24 protein-coding genes, 1 tRNA gene and 3 pseudogenes are annotated in these 24,905 nt (G+C 65.0%); 12 read left to right on the top strand and 16 right to left on the bottom strand.

The features are described 5' to 3' along the window. Positions 1-87 precede the first annotated feature (87 nt). From def to truA, 3 genes are all read left to right on the top strand, one after another. A complete protein-coding gene (gene def, locus V1294_RS00400; protein ID WP_108512310.1) occupies positions 88-615 on the top strand; it encodes a peptide deformylase in 528 nt (175 codons plus the stop codon). A gap of 72 nt (positions 616-687) precedes the next feature. Further along, positions 688-1,620, top strand: coding sequence for a methionyl-tRNA formyltransferase (gene fmt, locus V1294_RS00395; RefSeq protein ID WP_334494462.1), 933 nt, complete (start codon positions 688-690; stop codon positions 1,618-1,620). Then, the gene (gene truA / locus V1294_RS00390; RefSeq protein WP_334494460.1) at positions 1,620-2,357 is read left to right on the top strand and encodes a tRNA pseudouridine(38-40) synthase TruA; all 738 of its coding nucleotides are present in this window, start codon (positions 1,620-1,622) and stop codon (positions 2,355-2,357) included. The genes fmt and truA overlap by 1 nt, the downstream gene beginning before the upstream one ends. Positions 2,358-2,544: 187 nt before the next feature. Here the strand turns inward: truA and dapE are convergent, their stop codons facing one another. From dapE to rpmH, 12 genes and pseudogenes are all read right to left on the bottom strand, one after another. After that, positions 2,545-3,711 (bottom strand): succinyl-diaminopimelate desuccinylase, encoded by a 1,167-nt coding sequence (gene dapE / locus V1294_RS00385; protein ID WP_334494458.1) that lies wholly within the window; start codon positions 3,709-3,711, stop codon positions 2,545-2,547. Then, complete coding sequence (locus tag V1294_RS00380) at positions 3,704-4,336, bottom strand: DUF805 domain-containing protein (protein ID WP_334494456.1); 633 nt, start codon at positions 4,334-4,336, stop codon at positions 3,704-3,706. Before V1294_RS00380 ends, dapE begins: the two co-directional genes overlap by 8 nt. 125 nt (positions 4,337-4,461) lie before the next feature. Beyond that, positions 4,462-5,308, bottom strand: a pseudogene (gene dapD / locus V1294_RS00375) (2,3,4,5-tetrahydropyridine-2,6-dicarboxylate N-succinyltransferase). Positions 5,309-5,472: 164 nt separating this feature from the next. Next, positions 5,473-6,172, bottom strand: a pseudogene (locus V1294_RS00370) (pyrimidine 5'-nucleotidase). A 7-nt stretch (positions 6,173-6,179) separates the two neighbouring features. Then, positions 6,180-7,250 (bottom strand): IS481 family transposase, encoded by a 1,071-nt coding sequence (locus V1294_RS00365; protein WP_334494454.1) that lies wholly within the window; start codon positions 7,248-7,250, stop codon positions 6,180-6,182. 110 nt (positions 7,251-7,360) lie between these two features. Next, positions 7,361-8,347, bottom strand: coding sequence for a DUF1036 domain-containing protein (locus tag V1294_RS00360; protein WP_334494453.1), 987 nt, complete (start codon positions 8,345-8,347; stop codon positions 7,361-7,363). Positions 8,348-8,577: 230 nt separating this feature from the next. Further along, a complete protein-coding gene (argB, locus tag V1294_RS00355; protein ID WP_334494451.1) occupies positions 8,578-9,474 on the bottom strand; it encodes an acetylglutamate kinase in 897 nt (298 codons plus the stop codon). A 203-nt stretch (positions 9,475-9,677) separates the two neighbouring features. Beyond that, positions 9,678-10,058, bottom strand: coding sequence for a DUF423 domain-containing protein (locus V1294_RS00350; protein ID WP_334494449.1), 381 nt, complete (start codon positions 10,056-10,058; stop codon positions 9,678-9,680). Further along, on the bottom strand, positions 10,055-10,708 hold the full coding sequence (gene yihA, locus V1294_RS00345) for a ribosome biogenesis GTP-binding protein YihA/YsxC (RefSeq protein WP_334494448.1): 654 nt from the start codon (positions 10,706-10,708) through the stop codon (positions 10,055-10,057). The genes V1294_RS00350 and yihA overlap by 4 nt, the downstream gene beginning before the upstream one ends. 132 nt (positions 10,709-10,840) lie before the next feature. Continuing rightward, the gene (gene yidC, locus V1294_RS00340) at positions 10,841-12,718 is read right to left on the bottom strand and encodes a membrane protein insertase YidC (protein WP_334494447.1); all 1,878 of its coding nucleotides are present in this window, start codon (positions 12,716-12,718) and stop codon (positions 10,841-10,843) included. Between the two features lie 20 nt (positions 12,719-12,738). After that, entirely contained in the window at positions 12,739-13,083 is a 345-nt protein-coding gene (gene rnpA / locus V1294_RS00335) for a ribonuclease P protein component (RefSeq protein WP_334486379.1), read from the bottom strand. A 25-nt stretch (positions 13,084-13,108) separates the two neighbouring features. Next, positions 13,109-13,243: a 50S ribosomal protein L34 gene (gene rpmH / locus V1294_RS00330; RefSeq protein ID WP_008542748.1), complete on the bottom strand. Its 135-nt coding sequence runs from the start codon at positions 13,241-13,243 to the stop codon at positions 13,109-13,111. 431 nt (positions 13,244-13,674) lie between these two features. On the opposite strand from rpmH, the gene V1294_RS00325 reads away from it, so the two are divergent. Continuing rightward, complete coding sequence (locus V1294_RS00325) at positions 13,675-15,150, top strand: HAMP domain-containing sensor histidine kinase (protein ID WP_334486377.1); 1,476 nt, start codon at positions 13,675-13,677, stop codon at positions 15,148-15,150. Between the two features lie 49 nt (positions 15,151-15,199). Here the strand turns inward: V1294_RS00325 and V1294_RS00320 are convergent, their stop codons facing one another. The 3 genes from V1294_RS00320 to V1294_RS00310 are packed head-to-tail and all read right to left on the bottom strand — an operon-like array spanning position 15,200 to position 17,846. Beyond that, positions 15,200-16,171 carry a Bug family tripartite tricarboxylate transporter substrate binding protein gene (locus V1294_RS00320; protein WP_334494445.1) on the bottom strand — a complete coding sequence of 324 codons (972 nt, stop codon included), beginning with the start codon at positions 16,169-16,171 and terminating at the stop codon, positions 15,200-15,202. Positions 16,172-16,227: 56 nt separating this feature from the next. Beyond that, positions 16,228-17,067 (bottom strand): alpha/beta fold hydrolase, encoded by an 840-nt coding sequence (locus V1294_RS00315; RefSeq protein WP_334494443.1) that lies wholly within the window; start codon positions 17,065-17,067, stop codon positions 16,228-16,230. A 35-nt stretch (positions 17,068-17,102) separates the two neighbouring features. Further along, positions 17,103-17,846 carry a GntR family transcriptional regulator gene (locus V1294_RS00310; RefSeq protein WP_334494441.1) on the bottom strand — a complete coding sequence of 248 codons (744 nt, stop codon included), beginning with the start codon at positions 17,844-17,846 and terminating at the stop codon, positions 17,103-17,105. 45 nt (positions 17,847-17,891) lie between these two features. Between V1294_RS00310 and V1294_RS00305 the strand changes: the two genes are divergently transcribed. The 6 genes from V1294_RS00305 to V1294_RS00280 all read left to right on the top strand — a co-directional run bounded on the left by V1294_RS00305 (position 17,892) and on the right by V1294_RS00280 (position 22,497). Then, positions 17,892-18,566, top strand: a complete 675-nt coding sequence (locus tag V1294_RS00305; protein WP_334494439.1) for a glutathione S-transferase family protein — start codon at positions 17,892-17,894, stop codon at positions 18,564-18,566. Next, positions 18,559-19,776 carry a CaiB/BaiF CoA transferase family protein gene (locus V1294_RS00300; protein WP_334494438.1) on the top strand — a complete coding sequence of 406 codons (1,218 nt, stop codon included), beginning with the start codon at positions 18,559-18,561 and terminating at the stop codon, positions 19,774-19,776. The genes V1294_RS00305 and V1294_RS00300 overlap by 8 nt, the downstream gene beginning before the upstream one ends. Beyond that, positions 19,773-20,390 (top strand): carboxymuconolactone decarboxylase family protein, encoded by a 618-nt coding sequence (locus tag V1294_RS00295; RefSeq protein ID WP_334486364.1) that lies wholly within the window; start codon positions 19,773-19,775, stop codon positions 20,388-20,390. The genes V1294_RS00300 and V1294_RS00295 overlap by 4 nt, the downstream gene beginning before the upstream one ends. Further along, entirely contained in the window at positions 20,387-21,280 is an 894-nt protein-coding gene (locus V1294_RS00290) for an amidohydrolase family protein (RefSeq protein ID WP_334494436.1), read from the top strand. The genes V1294_RS00295 and V1294_RS00290 overlap by 4 nt, the downstream gene beginning before the upstream one ends. Continuing rightward, positions 21,277-22,062, top strand: a complete 786-nt coding sequence (locus V1294_RS00285) for an enoyl-CoA hydratase/isomerase family protein (protein ID WP_334494434.1) — start codon at positions 21,277-21,279, stop codon at positions 22,060-22,062. Before V1294_RS00290 ends, V1294_RS00285 begins: the two co-directional genes overlap by 4 nt. A 358-nt stretch (positions 22,063-22,420) precedes the next feature. Beyond that, a tRNA-Arg gene (locus V1294_RS00280) sits at positions 22,421-22,497 on the top strand. Positions 22,498-22,710: 213 nt separating this feature from the next. Here V1294_RS00280 and V1294_RS00275 read toward each other — a convergent pair. Beyond that, positions 22,711-23,170, bottom strand: a pseudogene (locus V1294_RS00275) (recombinase family protein); the annotation flags it as partial. 771 nt (positions 23,171-23,941) lie between these two features. On the opposite strand from V1294_RS00275, the gene V1294_RS00270 reads away from it, so the two are divergent. Both V1294_RS00270 and V1294_RS00265 read left to right on the top strand, forming a co-directional pair. Next, positions 23,942-24,148, top strand: a complete 207-nt coding sequence (locus V1294_RS00270) for a YgaP family membrane protein (RefSeq protein WP_334494433.1) — start codon at positions 23,942-23,944, stop codon at positions 24,146-24,148. 5 nt (positions 24,149-24,153) lie between these two features. Further along, a complete protein-coding gene (locus tag V1294_RS00265) occupies positions 24,154-24,699 on the top strand; it encodes an RNA polymerase sigma factor (RefSeq protein WP_334494432.1) in 546 nt (181 codons plus the stop codon). The last annotated feature ends 206 nt before the right edge of the window (positions 24,700-24,905 follow it).

The raw sequence follows: 24,905 nt of genomic DNA, 5'->3' as shown, positions 1-24,905 counted from the left end.
CGCCGCCTTAAAAATCATGGTTAAGGCCGCCTTAACGGGCGCCCCGGCGCATTGACCGCGACAAATCAGCAGCTTAAATCGCGCGCTATGGCCCTCAGAGAAATCATCATCCTGCCGGACAAGCAGTTGCGGCTCGTCTCCAAACCCGTCGAGAAGGTGACGGCGGAGATCCGCAAGCTCGCCGACGACATGTTCGAGACCATGTACGACGCGCCCGGCATCGGGCTCGCGGCGATCCAGGTCGCGCAACCCTTGCGGCTGATCACCATGGACCTCGCCAAGAAGGATGAGAACGGCGAGACCAAACCGAGGCCGCGGGTGTTCATCAATCCGGAAATCATTTCCTCGTCGGAGGAGTTGTCGGTCTACGAGGAGGGCTGCCTCTCGATCCCCGAATATTACGAGGAAGTCGAGCGCCCGGCGCAGGTCCGCATCCGTTTCACCGATCTCGACGGCAAGGTGCACGAGGAGGACGCCGACGGGCTGTTCGCGACCTGCATCCAGCATGAGATCGACCACCTCAACGGCGTGCTGTTCGTGGACTATCTGTCGAAGCTGAAGCGCGACCGCGTGTTGAAGAAGTTCACCAAGGCCGCCAAACGCGCGGCGGAGTAGTCCCTCTCTATCGACCGTCATGACCGACCATGACGGAGTAAAATCGAACCTCCTCGGGATACTTCGAACCTCATGCCTCTCCGTTTGATCTTCATGGGCACGCCCGATTTCGCGGTGCCGACGCTGCTCGAACTCGTGGCCCACGGCCATGAGGTCGTGGCTGTCTACACCCGCGCGCCGAAGCCGGCGGGGCGTGGCATGAAGATGCAACCGACGCCCGTGGAGCAGGAGGCGCGGCGGCTCGGCATTCCCGTGCTGACGCCAGTGACGCTGAAGACGCCGGAAGCGCTTGAGGCATTTCGCGCGCACAATGCCGATGCGGCCGTCGTCGTCGCCTACGGCATGATCCTGCCGCAAACGATTCTCGATGCGCCGCCGCTCGGTTGTTTCAACCTGCACGCCTCGCTGCTGCCGCGCTGGCGCGGCGCCGCGCCGATCAACCGCGCCATCATGGCCGGCGACGCCGAGAGCGGCGTGATGGTGATGAAGATGGATGTCGGCCTCGACACCGGCGATGTCGCGATGGCGGAGCGGCTGGCGATCACGGACACCATGACCGCCGCCGATCTCCATGACGCGCTGGCCCCGCTCGGCGCTGACTTGATGGTGCGCGCGATGGGTGGACTTGAGCGCGGCGGGCTTCGGCTCAGCAAGCAGAGCGAAGATGGCGTGACCTACGCTGCCAAGATCGAGAAAGCCGAAGCGCGGATCGACTGGAGCAGGCCGGCGCGTGAAGTGCTGCGGCATATTCACGGCCTGTCGCCGTTCCCCGGCGCCTGGTGCGAGATCGCAACCGATGGCGAACCGGCCCGCATCAAGATACTGCGCTGTGAATCCGCAAAGGGCCCTGGCAGGCCCGGCGAAGTGCTCGACGATCGCCTGACCATCGCCTGCGGCGACGGCGCGATCCGCATTCTCGAACTGCAACGCGCCGGCAAGGGCCCGATGAAGTCGGCGGATTTCCTGCGCGGGACGCCGCTCAAACCGCCGGCGCGGCTCGGCTGATGCCCCGCTACAAACTCATCATCGAATATGACGGCACGCCGTTCTCCGGCTGGCAGATCCAGGACAACGCACCGACCGTGCAGGGCGCGCTGGAAGCCGCGGTGATGGCGATCTGCGGCGAGCAGGTTCGGGTCCATGGCTCGGGTCGCACCGATGCCGGCGTGCATGCGCTGGGGCAGGTGGCGCATTGCGATATAAAAAAGCCGTTTCCGCCCGGCCGGCTGCGCGACGGATTGAACGCGCATTTACGCCCGCATCCGATCGGCGTGCTCTCGGCGGAGATCGTCGCCGATGATTTCGAGGCGCGTTTCTCCGCCAAAAAGCGCCACTACCGCTACCGCATCACCAACGCCAGAGCCAACCTCGCGCTCGATATCAAGCGGAGCTGGCGGATACCGCGGCATCTCGATACGGACGCGATGCACATCGCCGCGCAACGGCTGCTCGGCAAGCACGATTTCACGACCTTTCGCGATACTGAATGCCAGGCAAAATCGCCGGAAAAGACGCTCGATCAGCTCGATGTCGTCAGGGACGGCGACGCGGTTTCGATCCTCACTTCCGCACGCTCGTTCCTGCACAGCCAGGTGCGCTCGATGGTGGGCTCGCTGGTGTGGGTCGGCGAAGGCCGCTGGAGCGCAGACGACCTCGCCGCTGCGCTCGCTGCCCGCAACCGCGCCGCCTGCGGCCCCGTCGCCCCGCCGGAGGGATTGTATCTGGTGCGGGTGGAGTATTAGGCGCGGCTGGAGTCGGCCTCGCTTAACCTCGCCCCGCTTGCGGGGAGAGGTCGGATCGCCTCGGCGATGCGAAGCATCGTCCGGTGCGATCCGGGTGAGGGGGTACAGGTCCATCACCGCACACGACTCGTGGAAAGAGCCCCTAACCCCGACCCTCTCCCCGCAAGTGCGGGGCGAGGGAGAAGAGCTACCCAAAATATCGGTTCAACACGCCCCGATAAATCCGAGTCAGCTTTTCCAGATCCGACACCGGCGTGCGCTCGTCGATCTGGTGCATGGTCTGGCCGACCAGGCCGAACTCGATCACCGGGCAATAGCTCGAGATGAACCGTGCATCCGAGGTCCCGCCGCTCGTCGAAAGCTCCGGCTTGCGTCCCGTCACCTCCTCGATCGCGGCGACCGCGAGATCGGTGAAGGCGCCGGGTTTGGTCACGAACACGTTGGAGTTGGAATATTCCCACACGATGCGGGCGCGGATGCGGTTGCCACAGGCCTTCGCCAGCCGTTCCTCAACCAGCGCGCGCAGCGTTTCCTGGGTGTGGTTGTCGTTGAAGCGGATGTTGAATTTTGCGCGCGCCTGGCCGGGGATCACATTGCTCGCGGTGTTGCCGACATCGACGGAGGTGAATTCGAGATTGGAGGCCTGGAACTGCGCGCTGCCGTGATCGAGCGGCTCGTCGGAGAGCGCCAGGATCAGCCGCGAAATATCCGGCACTGGATTGGCCGCGCGGTGCGGATAGGCGACGTGGCCCTGCACGCCGTCGACATAGAGCGTGCCGGATTGCGAGCCGCGGCGGCCGATCTTGATGCAGTCGCCGAGCACTTCGACATTCGACGGCTCGCCAAGCACGCAATGATCGAATTTCTCGCCGCGCTCGGCGCACCATTTCAGAAGTTTGATGGTGCCGTTGACGGAAATGTCTTCCTCGTCGCCGGTGATCAAAAACGAGATCGAACCTCCGCCATTTTTTTGCGGTTTGCCGCCATTGTCTTTCAGATAGTCGAGCACCGCGGCGACGCAGCAGGCGATGCCGCCCTTCATGTCGACCGCGCCGCGGCCATAGAGGAAACCGTCCCTGATCTCGCCGGAGAACGCGCCGAGCGTCCATGCGGTTTCGTCGCCGGGCGGCACCACGTCGGTATGTCCGGCAAAGGTGATGTGCGGCGCCTCGGTGCCGATGCGGGCGTAGAGGTTGTCGATGTCTGATGTGCCGGGTTCGCCGAAGGTGACGCGGTGCACCTCGAAGCCGGCGTCTTTCAGCAGGCGCTCGACGACGCCAAGCGCGCCGGCATCGGCAGGGGTGACAGACGGGCAGCGGACCAAGTCGCGGGTAATGGAAACGGCGTCATTCATAGCCCGGCTTAACACGCCAAACCGGCGGCGGGCCAGCCTTGTGCGGCACCATTTCGATCTCGCTCTGCTGGTCCCAGGGCGGCCGTGTATCCGGCCGCGGCGGCGATGCCAGCGGATCGGGGCCGAACCGATTGGTCTTGCGGGAGCCCTTGATGAGGTACAATTCGACGAAGATCCAGATGCAGCCAGCGAGCGCGATGAGGCCAAGCGGAAGGGCGGCATCCAAGAAATAGGAATCGTCAGGAAGCAGATCGACGAGCTTGTTGTAGAGTGGAACGGCGAAAAACAGAATCACCCACCAGCCGCTCTTGTCGCGGTCATGGAGGCGTTTGATCGAGGTGGCCAGCCAGACCCACATGAACAGCGTGGAGAAGGCCGTATTGAGAAAAATTCCGGGCAGGTCGGCCAGAGAAAGCGATCGATAGGAAGCAGGATCGAAGACCTTGAAGAGATCTTCGAAGCCGTAGCCGAGATTTATCGGCGCGGTGCCACCGAACAGGACGACAAGGCCGATCGTCAGCGCGCCCAGGAAGATCATCCAGCACACGATGATCAGCGTCGCCAGCCAGTACCGGGCGCGGTTGATGCGGCCCTCGAAACTGAACAGATACCAGACGTAGTCCATCGCCCGACCTCCGAACGGCGGCATTTACGCCATCCGGTACATTGGTCGCGCCATGGGGCTCGGGGTTCGAACGGGGCGTGATCCGGCCCGGCTTTGGGCCAGATCGTGCCCGAAATGGCCGAATCCTAGTCCCTCAGCAGCTCGTTAATGCTGGTCTTGGCGCGGGTGCGCTCGTCGACGCGCTTGACGATCACGGCGCAGGCGGTGGAGGGGCCGGGCTGGCCGTTCTTCATGGGCTTGCCGGGCAGGGCGCCGGGAACCACGACCGAATATTCCGGCACCTCGCCGATGAAGATTTCGCCGGTGTCGCGGTCGACGATCTTGGTGGAAGCGCCGAGGAACACGCCCATCGCCAGCACCGCGCCCTTGCGCACGATCACGCCTTCCGCCACTTCGCTGCGCGCGCCGATGAAGCAATCGTCCTCGACGATCACGGGCTCGGCCTGCAGCGGCTCGAGCACGCCGCCGATGCCGACGCCGCCGGAAATATGCACGCGCTTGCCGATCTGCGCGCAGCTTCCGACAGTGGACCAGGGTGTCGATCATGGTCGCCTCATCGACATAGGCGCCGAGATTGACGAAGGACGGCATCAGCACGACGTTGCGGGCGATGAACGCCGAACGGCGCACGATCGAGCCGGGGACGGCGCGGAAGCCTGCATCGCGAAAACGGTTCTCGCCCCAGCCCTCGAACTTCGAGGGCACCTTGTCCCACCACGAGGCCTTGCCCGGGCCGCCGGGTATAGCGCCCATGTCGTTGAGGCGGAACGACAGCAGCACCGCCTTCTTCAGCCACTGATTGACCTTCCACTTGCCGCTAGCTTCGCGCTCGGCGACGCGCGCCTCGCCCTTGTCGAGCAGTTCGAGCGCGTGATCTACAGCCTCGCGAACTTCGCCCTTGGTCGACGTCGAAATGCCGTCGCGGGCATCGAAGGCGGCGTTGACGGTGGATTCGAGCGCGGACAGGGACATCGGGATTTCCTCAGGCTTTCGGGCGAAGTTGACGGGCTTTTTCGGGATTTGGGAGGGGAGAGTCAAGGCGGCAAGAGCGTCGTAGCCCGGATGGAGCGAAGCGCAATCCGGGATTGTTCACCATTTGCGAGACCGTCCCCGGATTTCGCTGCGCTCCATCCGGGCTACGCAGCGCTCAACGTCTCCAAAAACCCGGTCAGATCATCCGTGACATGATCGACATAGGCCGCATCCCGGCCTTCCAGCTCCCAATCCTCGCGCACCACTTCCTTGGCGCCATCGGGCACCACCAGGACCGTGGTCATGCCGAGCTGGTGCGGCACCACGAGGTTGCGGGCGAGATCTTCGAACATCGCCGATTTCAGGGGATCAACGCCGTGGACGCGCAGGAACTTGTCGTAGGTCTGCGGCGCCGGCTTCGGCTCCAGTTCGGCGGCGATGATGTCGAACACCGCCTCGAAATGTTCTGTTATGCCGAGTCGTTCCAGCACCGCGCCGGCATGGTCGGTCGAGCCGTTGGTCAGGATCAGCTTGCGGCCGGGAAGTTTTGCGATCGCAGCCCCCCATCGCGGGGTTAGGCTCCAGTGGCGAATGATCGATCTTGTGCACATAGGCCAGATAATCGTCGGCGTGCACGCCGTGCTCGGTCATCATGCCGCGCATGCTGGTGCCGTAGCGGCGGTAATAATCCTTCTGGATCACGCGGGCTTCTTCCGCGGAGATTTTCAAGAACGCGCTGATGAACTCGCCGATCCTCGCGTCGACCTGCTGCCACAGATTGACGTGATGCGGGTACAGCGTGTTGTCGAGATCGAACACCCAGGTGTCGATGTGCGTGAAGGGGCGGGGCGAGTTGGTTTTCATTGCTCCCTCATCCCGTCGTCCCTGCGGACGCAGGGACCCATACGCCGCGGCGGTTATTGGTGTGCACGGTGCGTGTTGCCTTTGGTCCTGGGTGACATCGTAGCCAAAACTCAGTTCGGTGGTTATGGGTCCCTGCGTTCGTGTTCGGTCCCGGGAGATTGGCAAGGGCCTGGATCGGCGCCTGGTAGCCGAGGCATTTTAGGCGGGTTCGATTATAGTCGTGGACGAACTTGCTGAGGAAAGCGTCGCGATCGGCGTGGCAGGTGAAGGTGCGGCGAGCACCGCCGCGTTTGTCCTCGCGACCGATGGCTTCGGCAATGCGCCGGTTGAAGCGTTCGACCAGGCCGTTGGTCTGCGGATGATAAGGCTTGGTCAGGCGATGTTCGATGCCGCGCTGCTGACAGAGGCGATCAAAGGGATGGTTGCCGGAGGGCCGGCCGGGCGGCTTGTTCTTCATGTCGACGGCGAAGCGGTCGGTGAACTCGGCGCCGTTGTCGGTCAGGATGGTATGGACCTCGTGCGGGAAGTGGGCCAGGAAGCGCGCGAGGAAGGCGGCTGCCGTCTTGCCATCCCGCCTGGAATGGACCTCGACATAGACGTAGCGGGTGGCACGATCGATCGCGACAAAGGCATAGCTCTTGTGGCGCTGCAGCGCCGGCAGATGCTTGAGGTCGATATGGATGAAGCCAATACCGGTGGTCTGGAAGACGCCAACTTTTGGCTTGTCAGGTTTAGGGCGTGCGCTGATGCCGTGGCGCTGCAGGCAACGGTGGATGGCGCTGCGCGACAGCTCGGCGTTGACGCATCGCCGCATCACCTCGACGATGTCGTCGAGCGGTAATTGCAGCGATGTCCGCAGTTCGCAGACCAGCCGCTCTTCGATCGCCGACAGACCGGTCTGCAGGGTCTTTGGCGTATGCGGCCGGTCCGCCACGGTGCTGCGGCCGCGCCAACGACGGATCGTGGTCTCGCTGACCCCGAGCTCGGCTGCCAATTCAGCGACCGACCTCTTGCTGCGCTGGATGTAGGCGCGCGTCTTCGGCGTCGTCGCAGCGTTGGCGTGCAGGCTCAGTTCCATGACACGAGGCACTCCCTGACAAAGGCGATGCCTCGTTCTACACCGATTCCATCCAGCCAATCTCCCGGGACCAAACACGTTCGCAGGGACGACGATAGAATTGTGACTCATCACGGCATCGCAAATCGCAGCGTCTTGCCGCCGCTGCTCATGTCCACCGGCGCAAAGCCGATCGGCGCAAGCCCGCGGCTACCGCAATCGCCCTGCTCTGAAATCTCGAACTTGCTCTCGCGCGTGCAGAGCTCTTTCGCTCCGCCCCAGTTCAACGGCTTGTCCCTGTATTTGACTACGCGGTTTTCGCCGTCGACGGCTTCGGCAAAGCTGTAGACCTGTTTGGGCTGGCCGGTCACATCGGGATGCAGGCACTTGCCGGGATCGATCCGGTACCAGCCGCGACTGGTCAGCGCCTTGCCATCGTCGGTGGCGACCGCCGCCATGATCTTGTGCGGCGTATCGTTGCACCAGGTCAGCCCGGTGGAGGAAGGCTTCTGCACGGCGTCGATCATGGTGGTGAAGAAATTTTGCGACTGCACGGTATCAGCGGCAAGCCCGCGGCTCTTCAGGAATGCCGAGAGGGCGCCTTGCGTCTTCGGCCCGTCGACGCCGTCGATCGGAGCGGCGTCATAGCCCGCGATCACCAGCAGCCGCTGGATGCCGGCAAGCCGCGCCTGCTCGTCGTCATATTCGGAATCCTCGGCGAGATAGGCGACGAGGTTGCCGTCGTCGGTCCGCGTCGGCGTGATCTGGGTGAAGGGCGCAGGCGTCTGGTTGCCCCGGCACTGGCGGGCGGCGGCGATGACGAAATTTTCCGGCGCAATGCACAGCGTGTCGCTGCCGTTCTGCGGGATCGGCGAAGCACCGTAGACGCCGAGCGCGCGCGCATTCAGAAGAATGCGGTCGGCGGTCAGCGCGCCCTGCAGCACCACGCGGCAGGCGGCGGGATCGATCCGGAACCAGCCCCGCGTCGCGGTCGCCGATTTGTCGTCGATGCCGATCGCGGCCTCGACCACATAGCTCATGCGGTTGCAGAGTTTGAGGTCGGCGGAGGCGGGCAGCGAGGAAGCGAACAGCGAGATCGCCGCGGCCGGCAGGGACATGAGGAGGCGAGTGAGGACAGATCGAAGCTGTGGCTTCGTTCTCCGCTCGTCATGCCCGGGCATAGCCGTCCGCCTTGCGCAGACTGCGTAAACTTGCCGGCGCTCCCGGGCATCCACGTTCTTCGCACGGCCGGCAAAGGCGTGGATGGCCGGGCGCAGGCTAGCGGGAGCGACGCCGTCCTTCGGACGACTATGCCCGGCCATGACGACCATCTTTTGCCGCTCGTGCATCACTTGTGGATCAGCGTGCCGGTGCCCTGGTTGGTGAACAATTCGAGCAGCACCGCATGCTGCGTCTTGCCGTCGATGATGACGACGCCCTGCACGCCCTGTTCCAGCGCGTAGATGCAGGTCTCGACCTTCGGGATCATGCCGCCGGAAATCGTGCCGTCGGCGATCAGTTTTCGCGCGTCCTTCACCGACAGCTCCGGAATCAGCTTCTTCGACTTGTCGAGCACGCCGGGAACGTCGGTCAGGAGCAGCAGCCGCTTCGCCTTCAGCGCGCCCGCCACCGCGCCGGCAAAGGTATCGGCGTTGACGTTGAGCGTGTGGCCGTCATGCGAGGTCGCGAGCGGCGCCAGCACCGGGATCAGCTCGTAGCCGATCAACTGGTTCAACAGCGTCAGATCGACCTTGTCGGGATCGCCGACGAAGCCGAGGTCGATCGCCTTTTCGATGTTGGAATCCGGATCGACCATGGTGCGCGACGTCTTCGACGCCTTCACCATGTTGCCGTCCTTGCCGCTTAAGCCCACGGCCTTGCCGCCGGCCTCGTTGATGTAGCCGACCAGCTGCTTGTTGACCGAGCCCGCCAGCACCATCTCGACGATCTCGATGGTGGCGGCATCGGTGATGCGAAGCCCGGCGGCGAATTCCGACTGGATGCCGAGCCGCTTGAGCATGGTCGCGATCTGCGGCCCGCCGCCATGCACCACCACCGGATTGATCGCGGTCTGCTCCAAAAGCACGATGTCGCGCGCGAACGCCTTGGCGGTTTCTTCCGCGCCCATGGCATGGCCGCCATATTTAATGACGATGGTTTCCTCGTCATATTGCTGCATATGCGGCAGCGCTTCCGACAGGATGCGGGCCTGATCGAGTGGGCTGATATTCGGCGCTGATGTCATGAAGCGGGGTCTCGCCATTCCAGATGTCGGGGCGGGTTCTATCCGATTGGCGGGCAGGGCGCAAAGTGGGGGATCGCAAAGGCCGTAGCCCGGATGGAGCCAACGGGTCGCGCGAATGCGCGCCCGATGACAGGCTCCGCGAAATCCGGGGCAGTCCCGTCCAATGATGCAGTTTTCCCGGATTGCGCTTCGCTCCGTCCGGGCTACGGAATTTTACCCCGCTTCGGCCAGGCCGCCGCGACCGCCAGTCCCAGCCAGCTCACAATCAGCAGCGTCCCGCCGGTCGGCGCGGCCATCGGAAACAGGCCATGCCCGGCATAATGCCGCAGCGTCAGGTCGCCGGCGAACAGGCTTGCCGCTAGCACGAAGCCGAACGCGGCCACGATCCCGATGCGGCCATGGACAATCCCGCGCTCGGCCAGCGCGACGGCACCTAATACCGCGCTGGCATGAAACAGCAGCATCGACGAGGCGGAAGCCAGCCGCGACGCGTCCGCGCCATGGGCGGAAGCGGCTGCCAGCATGACGCCATCGGCGCCCATGATAGCGGCGAGCACGATCAGGATGCGGGCCGTGCGGTTCATCGGGCGCGCTCGTGCAACAGGCGCACCATCGCGGCGCGCAATTCCGGCATTCCGGCGCCGGAGCGCGAGGACGTTACCAATACTTCCGGAAACGCCGCCGGATGCTTGGCGAGCGCCGCCGTGGTTTGCTCGATGTTCCTCTCCAGCTCAGTCGCCTTCACCTGATCCGCCTTGGTCAGCACCACCTGATAGCTCACGGCGGATTTATCCAGCGTCTTGAGCACGTCCTGGTCGACATCCTTGATGCCGTGGCGCGCGTCGATCAGCACATAGACCCGCGCCAGCGTGGCGCGTCCCTGCAGGAATTGATGGATCAGCTTGGTCCATGACGCGACCTGCGTCTTGGGCGCCGAGGCGTAGCCATAGCCGGGCATGTCGACCAGCCGCAGTCCTGCGCTGTCCGGGCCGTCGAAGAAGATCAGTTCCTGGGTGCGGCCCGGCGTATGCGAGGTGCGCGCCAGCGCGTTGCGGCCGGTGAGCGCATTGATCAGGCTCGATTTGCCGACATTGGAGCGGCCGGCGAACGCCACCTCCACGCCCGCCATCGGCGGCAGCGTCTCGATCGAGGGCGAGGCCCAGACGAACTTCCAGTCGCCAGCGAAGAGTTTTCGGCCCTCTTCGATCAGCTTCGCATCGATGTCAGCGTTCATGCGAAGGTTCTCGGTTTCACGCCGTCATTGCGAGGAGCGTAGCGACGAAGCAATCCATCTATCCCCGTGATGAGGTATGGATTGCTTCGCTTCGCTCGCAATGACGGAGTGCATTGCGAGCAAACGCGATTATCACGTCTTCTCGACGGCCTTCTTGGGCGCGAACGTCGCCTTGATGTTGTCGAATAGCTCCACCTTCACGCCGTTCTTGCGCATGATGTAGCTCTGCTGCAGGACCGAGAGCAGGTTGTTCCAGGCCCAGTAGATCACCAGACCCGCCGGGAAGCCCGCCAGCATGAAGGTGAAGATCAGCGGCATCCAGTCGAAGATCATCTTCTGGGTCGGATCCGGCGGCGTCGGGTTCAGCTTCATCTGGAACCACATCGTGATGCCCATGATGATCGGCCAGACGCCGAGCGCGAGGTAAAATCCGATCACCGGTATATGCGTCGGATCGAAGGGCAGCAGACCGAACAGGTTGAACAGGTTGGTCGGATCGGGGGCCGAGAGGTCCTTGATCCAGCCGTAGAACGGGGCGTGGCGCATTTCGATGGTGACGAACAGCACCTTGTAGAGCGAGAAGAACACCGGGATCTGTAGCGCGACGGGAAGACAGCCGGCGATCGGGTTGATCTTCTCCTTGCGGTAGATCTCCATCATCTCCTGCTGCTGCTTCTGGCGGTCGTCCGGATAGCGCTCCTTCAGCGCGGCCAGTTGCGGCTGCACCGACTTCATCTTCGCCATCGAGGCATAGGATTTGTTGGCGAGCGGGAAGAACAGCAGCTTCACCAGCACCGTCACCAGCAGGATCGAGACGCCGAAATTGCCGACCAGGTGGAAGAAATAGTCGAGCGCCAGGAACATCGGCTTGGTGATGAAGTAGAACCAGCCCCAGTCGATCAAGAGATCGAAATGGTTCAGATCGAGCTGCTTGTTGTAGCCGCCGTGGCCGGCCAGCGGGAAGTTGATGCCGACGACGCCGGCCTCCTTGGCCCCCGCAAACAGCCGCGCATTGGCGCTGCCGGTGCCGCCGATCGCAATGGTCTGCGGATCCTGCAGGTAATCGGTCTGATAGCGAACCTTGGCGCCGGGTTCGGCGAGGAAGCGGGCCTTGAGGCGCGCCGTCGTGTCGGGCAACAGCGCCGCGGCCCAATACTTGTCGGTGATGCCGAGCCAGCCATTCGTCACATTGAACTCAAAACCCCGTCCGCCGCTGCCCAGAACAGGCGCCTCGGCGACGGCCTTGTAGCCGTGCTCCTGCAGGCCCTTGTCACCGAGATAGCCGATCAGGCCTTCATGCAGGATGTAGTAGCCCGAGACCTCAGGCGTACCGTGGCGGGAGATGAGGGCGAACGGATAGAGCGTGACCGGCGCAGCGCCGACGTTGGTGACGTCGTCCTTGATGGTGAAGAGATAGCGGTCGTCGATCGCAATGGTGCGGCGGAAGGTGAGGCCTTCGCCATTGTCCCATTTCAGTGTCACCGGGGTGCCGGGCGTCAGGCTGCCGGAGCCCTCCTGCTGCCACACCGTCTCACGGTCGGGAAGCCGCGCCGTCGCGCCCGAGGCCGCGACCCAGCCGAACTCGGCATAATAGGGATGAGCCGTGTTCGAAGGCGAGAACAGCACGATCGCGGGCGACTTCGGATCGACGGTATCGCGGAATTTCTCCAGCGACAGGTCGTCGACGCGCGCGCCCTTCAGCGCGATGCTGCCCGAAAGGCGCGGCGTCTCGATCTTGATGCGGGGCGAGGCGGCGATCGCGGCGTCGCGGCTGACGACGGGCGCGGGCGCGCCCGGCTGGCCGGCCGGCGTGGTGGCGGATGGCGCCGAGCCCGGTTGTGGCGTGGTCGATCCCGGTGCCGTCTGCGGCGCCGGCTTGTTGAGCTCGGCCTGGGTCTGGGTTTGCGCGCGCTGCCGCTCCATCTGCGGCATGTTGTAGAAATACTGCCAGGCGATCAGCACGAGGCCGGACAGAATGACGGCGAGGATGGTGTTGCGATTGTCGGTCATCGTTTTTGAGGTCTCGCCATTCAATTCGGAAGTTTGGTCGGCTGCCGGTCGAGGCGATGCAGCGCCGAGCGGAGATCGTCGAGCATGGTTGAGAAGTCGCGGGTGAGCGCGGCCCGGCGGCCTACCAGCACATAATCATGGTGTGGTCGCATGGATATGACGTCCAGCCGCTTCACGAGTTCGCGAAGCCGGCGCCGGATGCGATTGCGCTCGGTGGCAGTACCGTTCTTTTTGGTAACGGTGAAACCGATCCGGATCGGGCCGTCATCGTCGCGGGAGCGGCCCTGCACGACGAAGGCAGCGCTGTTCGCCCGCGTGCCATTGGCAACGGCGAGAAAGTCCGCCCGCTGCCTCAGCCGATCCATGAATGAAATCTCCGGAAGATCCGGCTCAGGCGCTCAGACGCTTGCGGCCGCGCGCACGACGGGCGGCGAGAACCTTGCGACCGCCGGCGGTGGCGAGACGGGCGCGGAAGCCGTGACGGCGCTTGCGCACCAGTTTGCTGGGTTGATAAGTCCGCTTCACGGGTATTTCTCCGCTGACCGGGCAATTTGCCTGTTGGATTGAGATGCGTCCGGTGATGCGGGCCAGCCCGAAAAGGGGCCATTTACGGCCCAAACGAGCCGCCCCCGGTGGAACCGGGCCATCGCGGACAGTTGGCGCGGCTTATACGGGAGCGACCTGTTTTCGTCAATGTCGGGGGTTGCTGCAGCGTCAGTTCTTTGAAACGTCGCAATTGGGGCGAATATATCTGTTTTCGCGGGGTTTTTGTGGGCGAGAAGGCGGCGCGCCCCGACCATCGGAACTCGCGGACATTAGCGATCGGTAATTTGACCGGTCAGGGGCGCAGAACGCATCCTCGGAATCAGTGTACGGGTCAAGACCAGCGCCGGTCCTGTGTCCGGCAGGGCTCCAAACATGGGGCTCCAATCACATAGATATCAAGGCGGATATTCGTGTCAGCGACCGACGACCAGCCGATCCCTCAAGCCCCGCGGTGCACGGGCCCGCGTCGGCTCGGCTTGTCCGGCAAGCTTTTGCTGCTGACCATTCCGCTCGTGATGATCGCGCTCTTGATGATCTACGTGCCTTCGATCGCAAATTTCTGGACCAACCGGCTGAACGACCGCCTCGCGGCGGCCAACACGGCCGCCTTGGTGCTGGATGCGGCCCCCTTGGGGATGGTGCCGGATTCGCTGGCGCGTCAGATCCTGACCAGCGTCGGGGCACGCGCGGTTGCCATCAAGATGGGGCAGCAGCGCCGGATGCTCGCCAGCGCCGATCTGCCGCCGGCGATCGACCGCGACATCGACATGCGGACCCTGACGGTGTGGTCCGCGATCGTCGAATCCTTCGAGACGATGCTGGAGCGAGGCAACCAGACGATTCGCGTGGTGGGGCCTGCGCCCGGCGGCGCGCAATTCATCGAGGTCGTGGTCGATGAAAAGCCGTTGCGGCAGGCGATGTACCGGTTTTCCCGCAATCTGCTGCTGGTCTCGCTGGGGATCGCGATGCTCGCCGCGGGACTGGTCTATCTCGCGCTGCATTATCTGTTCGTCCGCCCGATGCGGCGGCTGACTGCAAATCTGGTCGGCTTCCACGAAAATCCGGAAAGTGCTGCGCGCATCATCGTGCCGAGCCAGCGCGGCGACGAGATCGGCGTGGCGGAACGCGAACTGTCCGACATGCAGCGCGATCTGGTCTCGATGCTCTCGCAGAAGAGCCGGCTCGCCGCGCTCGGCCTTGCGGTGTCGAAGATCAACCACGATCTGCGCAATCTTCTCGCGTCCTCGCAATTGCTGTCGGATCAATTGGCCAGCGTGCCGGATCCGCGCGTGCAGCGATTTGCGCCGAAACTGATGCGCTCGCTGGAGCGCGCCATCGACTTCTGCCAGTCGACCCTTTCTTACGGCCGCGCGCAGGAAGCCGAGCCCGACCGCCGCATGATCCAGGTTGAACCCGTGGTGACCGAAGTGCGCGAATCCGCCGGCCTCGCCGCCGATGCCTCGATCACCTGGATCAGCGCGATCGAGCGCTCGCTTTCGATCGACGCCGATCCCGACCAGCTGTTTCGCGTGCTGCTCAACCTGGTGCGCAATGCCGCCCAGGCGCTGGAAAGCGCCAAGGGCGATGCCGCGACCTTGCAGATCCGCATCACCGGCCGCCGCGAAGGCTCGGTCGCGATCATCGAGGTGTCCGACACCGGCCCCGGTGTGCCGGCGAAGGCGCGCGAGCATTTGTTCGAGGCGTTCCAGACCTCCGGCCGCCTCGGCGGCAGCGGGCTGGGGCTTGCGATCGCCGCCGAACTGGTGCGCGCCCATGGCGGCGACATCCACCTGGTTGAGGGCACCATCGGCGCCACCTTCCGGATCTCGATCCCCGACCGCCCGGTGGAACTGCAGAGCATCCGCAACGAGCGGGCGCGGGCGTAACTCAGGCGCCAGGTCATTATTCCGGCTCGCCGGCCCGGCTTCATGCAAATCACTGCAGCTTGACGCCCGCCGCCTTGCCGACCTGCGCCCACTTCTCCATCTCGGCCTTCACATGTGCCGCAAACTCTGCGCCCGTGCTGCCGACCGTGGTTGCGCCCTGAAGGGCGAGCTTGTCCTTGACCTCGGCCGAGTTCAACGCCTCGGTAGCCGCTGAATAGATTTTGGCGGCGACGTCGGCTGGAATGCCGCTCGGCGCCACCAGCCCATACCAGTTGTTGGCGAGCACTTGCGGCATGCCGAGCTCGGCCGTCGTCGGCACATCTGGCGCGCTCGGGGCACGCCGGGCGCTGCCGATGGCGAGCGCACGGAGTTTGCCGGCCGTGACGTTGCCGAGCAGCACGGGAATGTCGGCGAACATCATGTTGACGTGACCGCCGAGCAGGTCGTTCACGGCGGGTGCGGCGCCGCGATACGGCACGTGCTCGACGTCGACGCCCGCCGACACCTTGAGCAATTCGCCTGCCATGTGCGGCACGCCGCCGACGCCGGTCGAGGCGAAATTGAGCTTGCCCGGTTTCGACTTGGCGAGCGCGATCAGTTCGCCGAATGTCTTCGCCGGGACGTTGTCGGCGACAACAAGCAATTCGGGAACCTCGACGACCTGCGTCAGGAGCTTCAAGTCCCTGTGCACGTCGTACGGCATCGTCTCGGAAAGCACCGGCGTGATCGCGAGCGGGCCGGCGCTTGAAAGGCCGATGGTGTAGCCGTCGGGCTCCGCTTTCGCGACCGCCGTTATTCCTGTCACGCCGCCGGCGCCGGCACGGCTTTCGATGATGATCGGCTGGCCCAGCAGAGGCGCCATCTTCTCCGTCAGCACACGCGCGATCGTGTCGGCCGGACCTCCGGCCGGAAACGGCACGACCAGCTTGATCGGCTTGCTGGGATAGGACTGCGCCTGTGCCATTTGCGGCCCGACCAGAAGCGCGGCCACGATCATCCCGCGAACAAGACTTCGCATCATTACTTTCCTCCCATGTGCGAGGTGCTTGCTGCACCTCGTTTTCATTGTTTGGTGCGTTACAGCTTCGCGATCCATGCCACGATGGCGTCGACGACGGCGCCCGGCTGCTCCGGGATCAGCGCGTGGCTGGCGTTCGGAATCACGACGACGGACACGCGCTCGCCGGACTCCGCGCGGCTTTCGTTCCACTTCTCCTTCGGTTTGAACGGGTCCCGCTCGGGAACCAGATCGAGCATCGGAACCGTGCCGGCCTGCCAGTATTCGGCCTGCTTCGTCGCCGATGCTGCTGCGCCCTGCGCCTTGTTCGCGGCCGGTGCCCAGCCGTGCAGCCACACGGAGGCGTCATGGGCCGGAAGGAAGAAGCCCTTGCGCAAGGCCGCGAGGCGCGGCTCGTCCGGCAGGCTCGCGTCAGCGGATTGCTGCACGACGGCGCGTAGTTCGTCCGGGAACGTCTTGGCCGCCGCCGCCATCAGAACGATGCCGCGCACAAGCGCGGGATGGTCGGTGGCGGTCATGCGCGCAATCCAGTTGCCGTAGGCATGACCGGCGATCACGGCCGGGCCTGCGTTCTCGCGGGCGATGACATGCGCGACATCGCGGGCGAGATCCTGCATCCGGATGCCTTCGAGCGGGCCCGTACTCCGGCAGGCGCCCCGCGGCTGTGGCCGGAGGACGCGATAGCCGGCCTGTGCAAGCCGGGACGCGACATCGTCGAAATCCTCGGAGTCGCGGCCGCGCGACGGCAGCATGACGATCAGCGGCCCGCGCCCTTCGGCGATGAGATCGATTTCGATGTTGTCATAGCGCACGATTTCGCGGCTGCGCGTCATCTCGGCAGACGCCGCCGGGCCAGCCATCACCGGCCCCATCGCGGCCAAAGCGACCATGCTACGCATAAGTACATACTTATAACCTATCGGGCCCATGCCGATTACTTGACGTCCATGTCGACGCGCACGACGTCGCCGCGGTAGATGCCCTTCGACACCAGCACCAGCCGTCCCCGCTGATCCACCGCCGAGCGATCGACAAAACAGATCGGCGCATTCAGCGGCAATCCGAGCAGTTCCGAGACTTCCAGATCCGAACTGCCGATCGTCATGGTCTGACGTGCGCTTTCGATCTGCACGCCGGGAATGCTCGCGGCGAGGCGCATCGCGGTCAGCGTGGTGATGGCGCGCTTCGGCAGGCGGCTCGCCAGGCCTGCGTCGATATAGACTTCGGCGATAAGGAACGCCCGCCCGTCGCGGGAGTGGCGGCGCCGCAGCCGCCGGTAGGTCCGCGATATCGTGCCGATATCGTGCGGCCATCGCTCGGGCGCAGGAACCAGCGTATCCTCGAGCACCTCGATCGTCGCGCCGTCGCGCGTGTTCAACATGCCGCGGAGGTCGGTCGTCACGTCGAGCCAGACATGCGCCCGGGCCTTGTTCGTGACGAACGTGCCCTTGGCGCGATAGCGCGAGACGAGGCCTTCGTCCTCGAGCAGGCCGAGCGCTTGGCGGATCGTTGCACGCGCGACGCCGCATTCGGCCATCAGCGCTTCGATGGTCGGGATCTGCGCGCCGGCGGCCCACTGGCCGGACATGATGCGGCTGCGGAACAGGGTCGCGAGCTGGATGTAGCGCGCCACGGCGCTACGGCTCAAAGGTACTCCGGCGTCGGTCAGGCTCGCCACGGCTTTCCCCCGGCTGGCAGTTCGAATTGACAAAAGTCCGTATATATGACCTTTACCGCGAAAGGAAGGCCCTTGAAGCGGCCTGCATTCTCGACGGGCGAAAGCATGAAACTGCATTGGTCTCCACGGTCGCCATTCGTGCGAAAGGTGATGGTCGCCGCGCACGAACTTGGCCTCGCCGAAAAAATCGAATGCGTGCGTAGTGTCGCGGCGATGAGCAAACCCAACGCCTCGATCATGCTGGACAATCCGTTGAGCAAGATCCCGGCGCTGGTTCTCGGGGACGGCACGGTCCTGGTCGATTCGGCGGTCATCGTCGAATATCTCGACAGTCTCGCCGGAGGCGGCCGGCTGCTCGCACCGGCGGGTAGGCAGCGCTGGCTGGTGCTGAGCCACCAGGCTCTCGCCGACGGCCTGCTCGACCTGCTCGTGCTCTGGCGCAACGAGCGCGACAAGCCGGCCGGCCGGCAGACGCACGAGTGGCTCGACGCCTTTGCCGTCAAGGCCGCCGCCACGCTCGACCGCATGGAGGCGGAGGCGGGCGCTCTGGAAAGCGAACCGTTCGGAATCGGGCACATCGCGGTCGGCTGCGCGCTCTCCTATCTGGACTTCCGCTTTGCCGATCTCGCGTGGCGCGAAGGCCGGCCCCGGCTGGCGGCGTGGCAGGCCATGTTTGCGGCGCGCCCGTCGGCCCGGGCGACGGAAATCGTCGATGGCTGAGGCGGCGCAACCACGCACGGGTCCATTGACGCACATCCGCGTGCTCGACCTCGGGCGCATCATGGCAGCGCCCTGGGCGACGCAGATTCTCGCCGATCTCGGCGCCGACGTCATCAAGATCGAGCGGCCGGGCGCAGGCGACGATACGCGCGCCTGGGGGCCGCCGTTTCTTAAGGGCCGGGAGGGCAGCGCCACCGGTGAAAGCGGCTATTTCCTCTCGGTCAATCGCGGCAAGCGATCGGTTGCCGTCGACATCGCGACCGCCGAGGGCCAGCAATTGATCCGCGCCATGGCGCAGCGATGCGATGTCGTGATCGAGAATTTCAAGGTCGGCGCTCTCGCGAAGTACGGTCTCGATGCGGCGTCGTTGCGCGGGCTGAAGCCGTCGCTCGTCTACTGTTCGGTCACCGGTTTCGGCCAGGACGGTCCGAGGAGCCAGAACGCCGCATACGACTTCGCGGTCCAGGCCATGGGCGGCCTGATGAGCGTGACCGGCGAGCGCGACGGCGAACCCGGCGGCGGCCCGCAGAAGGTCGGCGTTCCCGTTGTCGATCTGATGACGGGCATGTACGCGACTGTGGCCATTCTTGCGGCACTCGCACGACGCGCCGAGACGGGGCATGGCGAGACCATCGACCTCGCCATGCTCGATGTCGCGGCGGCGTTCCTCGCCAACCAGGCGATGAATCATCTCGTCTCCGGCAAAACGCCGCAGCGCGGCGGCAACCGCCATCCCAACATCCAGCCGCAGGACGTGTTTGCGGCGTCCGACGGACATTTCGTGCTCGCGGTCGGCAATGACGGTCAGTTCGCAAGGCTGTGCGAGGTGATCGGCGACGCTGGTCTCGCGCGCGACCCGCGTTTCGCGACCAACGCGGCCCGCGTCCGCGCCAATGCCGACCTGACGGCGCTGTTGTCCGGGGCCTTCGCCGCGTGGCAGCGGGACGCGCTCGTTGCGGCGCTGGACGCCGCCGGCGTGCCGGCCGCACCGATCAACACCATCCCTCAAGTCTTTGCCGATCCCCAACTGCAACATCGCGGGATGCTGCGGCACCTGGCGCATCCGCTCGCCGGCAGCGTCCCCCAGGTCGTGAGCCCGATCAGGCTCGCCGACGCGCCGTTGCGCTTCGACCGGGCGCCGCCCCTGCTCGGTCAACATACGCAGGAGGTGCTGCGCGAACTCGGGCTGCTCGCGGCAGGCGCATCGTGACCGGCGTCGAGGACCAGCGCCCGCGCATTCCACTGCTCGACGTCGCAGACATGAACGCCGAGCAGCGCCGTCTCCACGACTCGGTCGTGTCGGGTCCGCGCGGGCAGATGATCGGTCCGTTGCGCGCCGCGATCCACAGCCCGGAGCTGGCGTCGGCATGGTCGGTGCTCGGCGAGTTTCTGCGCTACCGCACCTGTTTGCCGGCACGCCTCAACGAACTCGCGATCATCGTGACGGGACGGCGTTGGACAGCGCAGGTGGAGTGGTGGGTGCATGCGCGCGCCGCGGTAGCGGCGGGCCTGAAGCAGCAGATCGTCGATACCATCGCAGCCCTCGAAAGCCCGGCGTTCGACGACGCGGCGGAGTTCGAGGTCTACGAGTTCGCGCGCGCTTTGCAGCAGACCGGGCGCGTGCCGGCAGACACGTATGACGCCGTATTGCGCCGCTGGGGCGCGCGCGGCGCGGTCGAGCTGACGGCCGTGATCGGCTATTACACGATGGTGGCGCAGACGTTGAATGCGCACCAATTGCCGTTACCCGAGGGCGCGACGGGTCTGGAGCCCGAGACGATCCTGGTCACCCTGCTGCCGGGTCGCCACGGGAGCGCGTCGTGACGGCGGCCGGCTTCGAGACCGTTCCGGCGCCGAACGCCAGCGTGCCGGGCTGGGCGCTGCCGCCCGGCGCGTGCGATGCGCATTTTCACGTGTTCGGCCCGCACGATCGCTTCCCTCCGGCGGCGCGGCCGGTCTACGCGCTTCCCGACGCGACGCCGCAGGTCGCGGCCGCCCTGCGCCGGACGCTTCGCCTGACGCGCGGCGTGCTGGTTCAGCCGGCGCCCTATGGCAGCCATCCCGATGCAATGCTGAGCGCCATCGCGGACGCGCCCGACACGCTCCGCGGCATTGCGGTCGCATATCCCGGCGTCGACACCGGCACACTCGCGGCCTGGCGCGCCGCGGGCATCGTCGGGCTCCGCTTCGTCGAAATGCGCCCACCGGATGGCAACCGTTATCCCGGCAGCGTCGGCTTCGATGCCATCGGGGTGCTGGCGCCGCGCATGCGGGCGGTTGGCCTTCACGCCCAGCTATGGGCCAGGGCGGATGTTCTCGCGGACTGGCTGCCGCATTTGCTGCGGTCGAACGTGCCGCTGGTGCTGGACCACATGGCGTGTCCTGACCGGCTGTACGGGCCTAATGCCGCTGCCTTCAGATCCATTCGCGCGCGCCTCGCCGACAGCGACGTCTGGGCCAAGCTGACGGTTTGCCGTGTGTCGCAACAACCCGGGCATGACGATGCGCGCGTCTTCCACGACGCCCTGATCGCCGCCGCGCCGGAACGTGTCGTGTGGGGGTCTGACTGGCCCTATGTGCGCATGAACCCGGCGCCGGATGCCGGTCAAATGCTCGATCTCCTGCGCCGCTGGGTGCCCGATCCGGCGCAGCGCACCCGCATTCTCGTCGACAATCCGGCTAGCCTCTACGGCTTCGAAAGGACTACCCCATGAAAGGTCTCGAAACGCTCGAACGTTTCCGCATCGACGTCACCGATCACGTCGCGACGCTGACGATCACAGCGCCGCCGGTGAACTCGCAGGATCGCAAGTTTCGCGAAGAGATCATCCGGATTTTCGACGTGCTCGGCGCCGAGATCGACGTGCGCGCGATCGTGCTGACAGGCGACGGCAAGATTTTCTCGGCCGGTGCGGATCTGTCGGAGCGCCCCGCGCTGCTGCAGGAGCCGGGCGGCTATTCGCGTCACAACCGTCTGGTGCGTGCCTCGTTCGATTGCGTGATGGAATGCCCGAAGCCGGTGATCGCGGCCGTCAACGGCGCGGCGATCGGCGCCGGTTGCGTGCTCGCCCTCGTCTCCGACATCCTCGTCATCGCCGAGGAAGCCTACATGTCCATGACCGAGGTCGACTACGGGCTCGCAGGCGGCGTCCGCCACGTCTTGCGCTCGTTCAGCCCGTCGGATGCGCGCCTGATGATCTATACGGCCAAGCGCATGTCGGGCGCCGAACTCTACCGCATGAACGTCGCGTCCGTCTGCGTGCCGCGCGAGCGCGTCGTGGCCGAGGCGCAAGCGATCGGCAAGACGATCGCGGAGAAGGTGCCGCTCGCGGTCGTCGCGGCCAAGCGTTCGTTCGGATTGACCGAGGAACTGCCGCTGCGCGACGGCTATCGCTACGAGCAGAGCCAGACAGCGGCGCTGGCCGAAACCGAGGACACGAAGGAGGCGCTCGCGGCGTTCCGCGAGAAGCGCAAGCCGGTGTTCAAGGGGCAGTGAGGCGCCCGCGGGGGCCTACGGATCCCGCTGCGTCGGCGGCTATCCGGGCGGGGCCCCGCTACCGCCAAATTCTTGCTTGCGACGGCTGCAAATCACGCGTGGCGGGCGGCATGGCCCGGCTGGGGGCATCGCGGTGCGACGGACCGGTAATTATTTATAATTACAAGTAAATTTCGGATGCGCTCCGCCGGGCACCCGGAAATGACGTCAAATTGTCGGCCTCCGTTTCGGCCGGCAAATCGCACGAAGCGGACCTTGCAAAGCGGGGCCGGAGCAGGTAGCTAAAGCGCTCTTTCGCGACCGTCCGGACCTTATTCGGACGCATCCGGGCCCCTTAAGCCCAAATGCCAAGCGAAACGCGCCCGTAGCTCAGCTGGATAGAGCACCAGACTACGAATCTGGGGGTCAGGAGTTCGAATCTCTTCGGGCGCGCCACTTCGGGTACAAAACTGGGCACTCCAAAACCCTGCCGATTTTGCGCTGGACGCCGCGACAAGCGTGCGCAACAGCACGCTTTTTGACCCCATGATGCGAACCTCTTTCGCGTCCACCTCGATGCGCTGGGCCAGCGCGCGCAGGTGGTCGCGGCGGTAGCCACCTGACTCGGTGCGCATGCGCCTGCGGGCATGGCTGGCGAAGGTTTTGAGCGCGGCGCGCATTCTCCTTCATCGTCCGCAGCATGTGCTTGGCGTTCTCCTTGGATTGGTATTCGTCGAACAGCGCCATGATCTGGCGGATCATGTTGCTCATCGGATCGTTGCTGAGCTCTTGCGTAATTGACACCAAGCGCACGCCGTTCTTGGCCAGCCCGGCGGACGTAAAACTCAAGCTGGAACTGATCGCGGAAGAAGCGGCTGAAACTGTGAACCAGGATCACGTCGAATGCCGACGGCTTGACCGTCGCCGCGTCAATCATGCGCTGGAACTCCGGCCGCCGATCGTCGGTCGCGGATCCGCCGGGCTCGACATAATCGGCGACGATCTCCCAGCCGCGCGATGTGCAATAGCCCTTCGCCTGACGACGCTGATCCGGAATCGAAAGATCGCTGTCGGCTTGCCGCCCCGTTGAGACCCGTCGTAGAGATCGTCGAATGACGTTTCGGTCAATGCATGCCGTCGGCAGGGTTTGTGAGAGCGAGCCATGGCGCGACTGTGGCAAGCCTGGCTGATCCACAGAACGACCGATGTCCACGCTACGTCACTCCATGACGCTGCGATCCGCAATTGGTTTGCAAAGTGAGCGCTTGCGCTCACGACAAGCCATGATCGCTTGGCGGCAAAGCGCCGGCTCGTCGGCAGGCGGTCAAGGCCGCAAGCCGGCGGAGCCGGGCACGCGGAGCGCGAGCCTTGACGGGCTGACGCCGGGCCGGCATCGCTCGCCCAAGCGATCAAGGCCATCATTGCACTGTTGGGCCGAATCCAGGGCGCAAGGTGCGCCGGCAGTCGCCAGGCGCTTTGATTCTCAACAGCTTTTCGCGCGAAGAGCCAGTCAGGCACCTCGCGGGCTGGCGCCGCACCTTTTCAAAATCAGTGTGCAGACAAGCACTTACGGCCCAAATCGACCGCAGCGACATCGTCGCTTTTATCTTGCCATCAAGCTCGACCGCCTCGCCGAACCAATGCCGGACACGTCGCAGGCCCGTCGAGGCTCGCGCTGCGCGCGCCCGGCTCCGCCGGCTTGCGGCCTTGACTGGCCAGCGCCGGTCCGGCTGTTGGCTGCCAAGCGCTCACGGCTTCGCGTCCCGACGCCCACGCCAGCCTGCTGAAGCTGCCACCCCCTCAAATTATTTTTTTGTGCCGCGACCCCGGCGCCGGGTTTGCGCCCTCTTGTATGGGTGAATGCGCCATAGCGGCGCGTCACGAACCGGAGCACAGAACCATGTGGTATAGGAAGAACGTTGGCGGGTCGGAGCGCGCGGCCAGGCTGATCGGCGGGGGCTTGATGCTCATCTGCGGCGTGGTTGGGCTGCACGCTTCGCCGCTCGGGCTACTGCTCAGCGGCGCGGGTGTCGTGACGCTGGTCACCGGCGTGTTCGGCTATTGCCCTGCCTGCGCCATCGCCGGGCGCGAGCCACTGAAGGGGTGACTGCCTTGGCGCGCGTATCAGACGATCTCTTGCTCGCGGCACGGTCGGGTGACCGGCACGCGCTGACACAGCTATTGGTGGCGCTGCAGCCGGACATTCGACGCTACGCCCGGCGCCTTTGCTACCGCACCTCGGTTATCGAAGATGTGGTGCAAGAAGCACTCATCGTCGTGTACCGGCGCGTGGGCACGATCCGCAGTCCAGCCGCACTCGCCGGCTGGCTGCTGACCATCATCGCGCGCCTTTGCATGCTGCCGGCGCTGATGCTGATGCGCGGAGTCGAGGAACTCGCCAGCCTCGAAGAGTCACGCGAGCTCGCAAAGGTCCCGCCGGACGAGTTGCGCATAGACTTGGTCAATGCGATCGAGTCGCTTTCGCCGTCGCATCGCGAAGTGCTGCTGCTGCGAGATCTCGAAGATCTGACTATTGGGGAAATCGCCGGGCGGCTCGGCGTGACGCGCGAAGCGGCCAAAAGCCGCCTGCGCCGCGCCCGCACATTGGTGCGCGAATACCTGCTCGGCACAAAGGACAGCGGACGAGAGAGCACATGAATTACTTTCGTGGAGTCGGCATGTTCGGGAGCGCCTTCCTGGGCGCACACCTGATGCGCGGCGCAGCTGCGGCGGCGCTACTCGCTTGGGCCATCGTCCACCAGACCGCGCACCCTTGGCTATCCTTGGGCGCGGGCGTTGCCGCCCTCGTCGCGCTACGCGGATGCCCGATGTGCTGGACTGTGGGCCTGGTCGAGACGCTTTCG

Origin of the sequence: Bradyrhizobium sp. AZCC 1678 (assembly GCF_036924765.1) — a bacterium.
In the GTDB taxonomy this organism is placed as follows: domain Bacteria; phylum Pseudomonadota; class Alphaproteobacteria; order Rhizobiales; family Xanthobacteraceae; genus Bradyrhizobium; species Bradyrhizobium algeriense.
The sequence above is the reverse complement of the archived record's forward strand: the minus strand, read 5'-3'. Positions and strand labels throughout refer to the sequence as shown.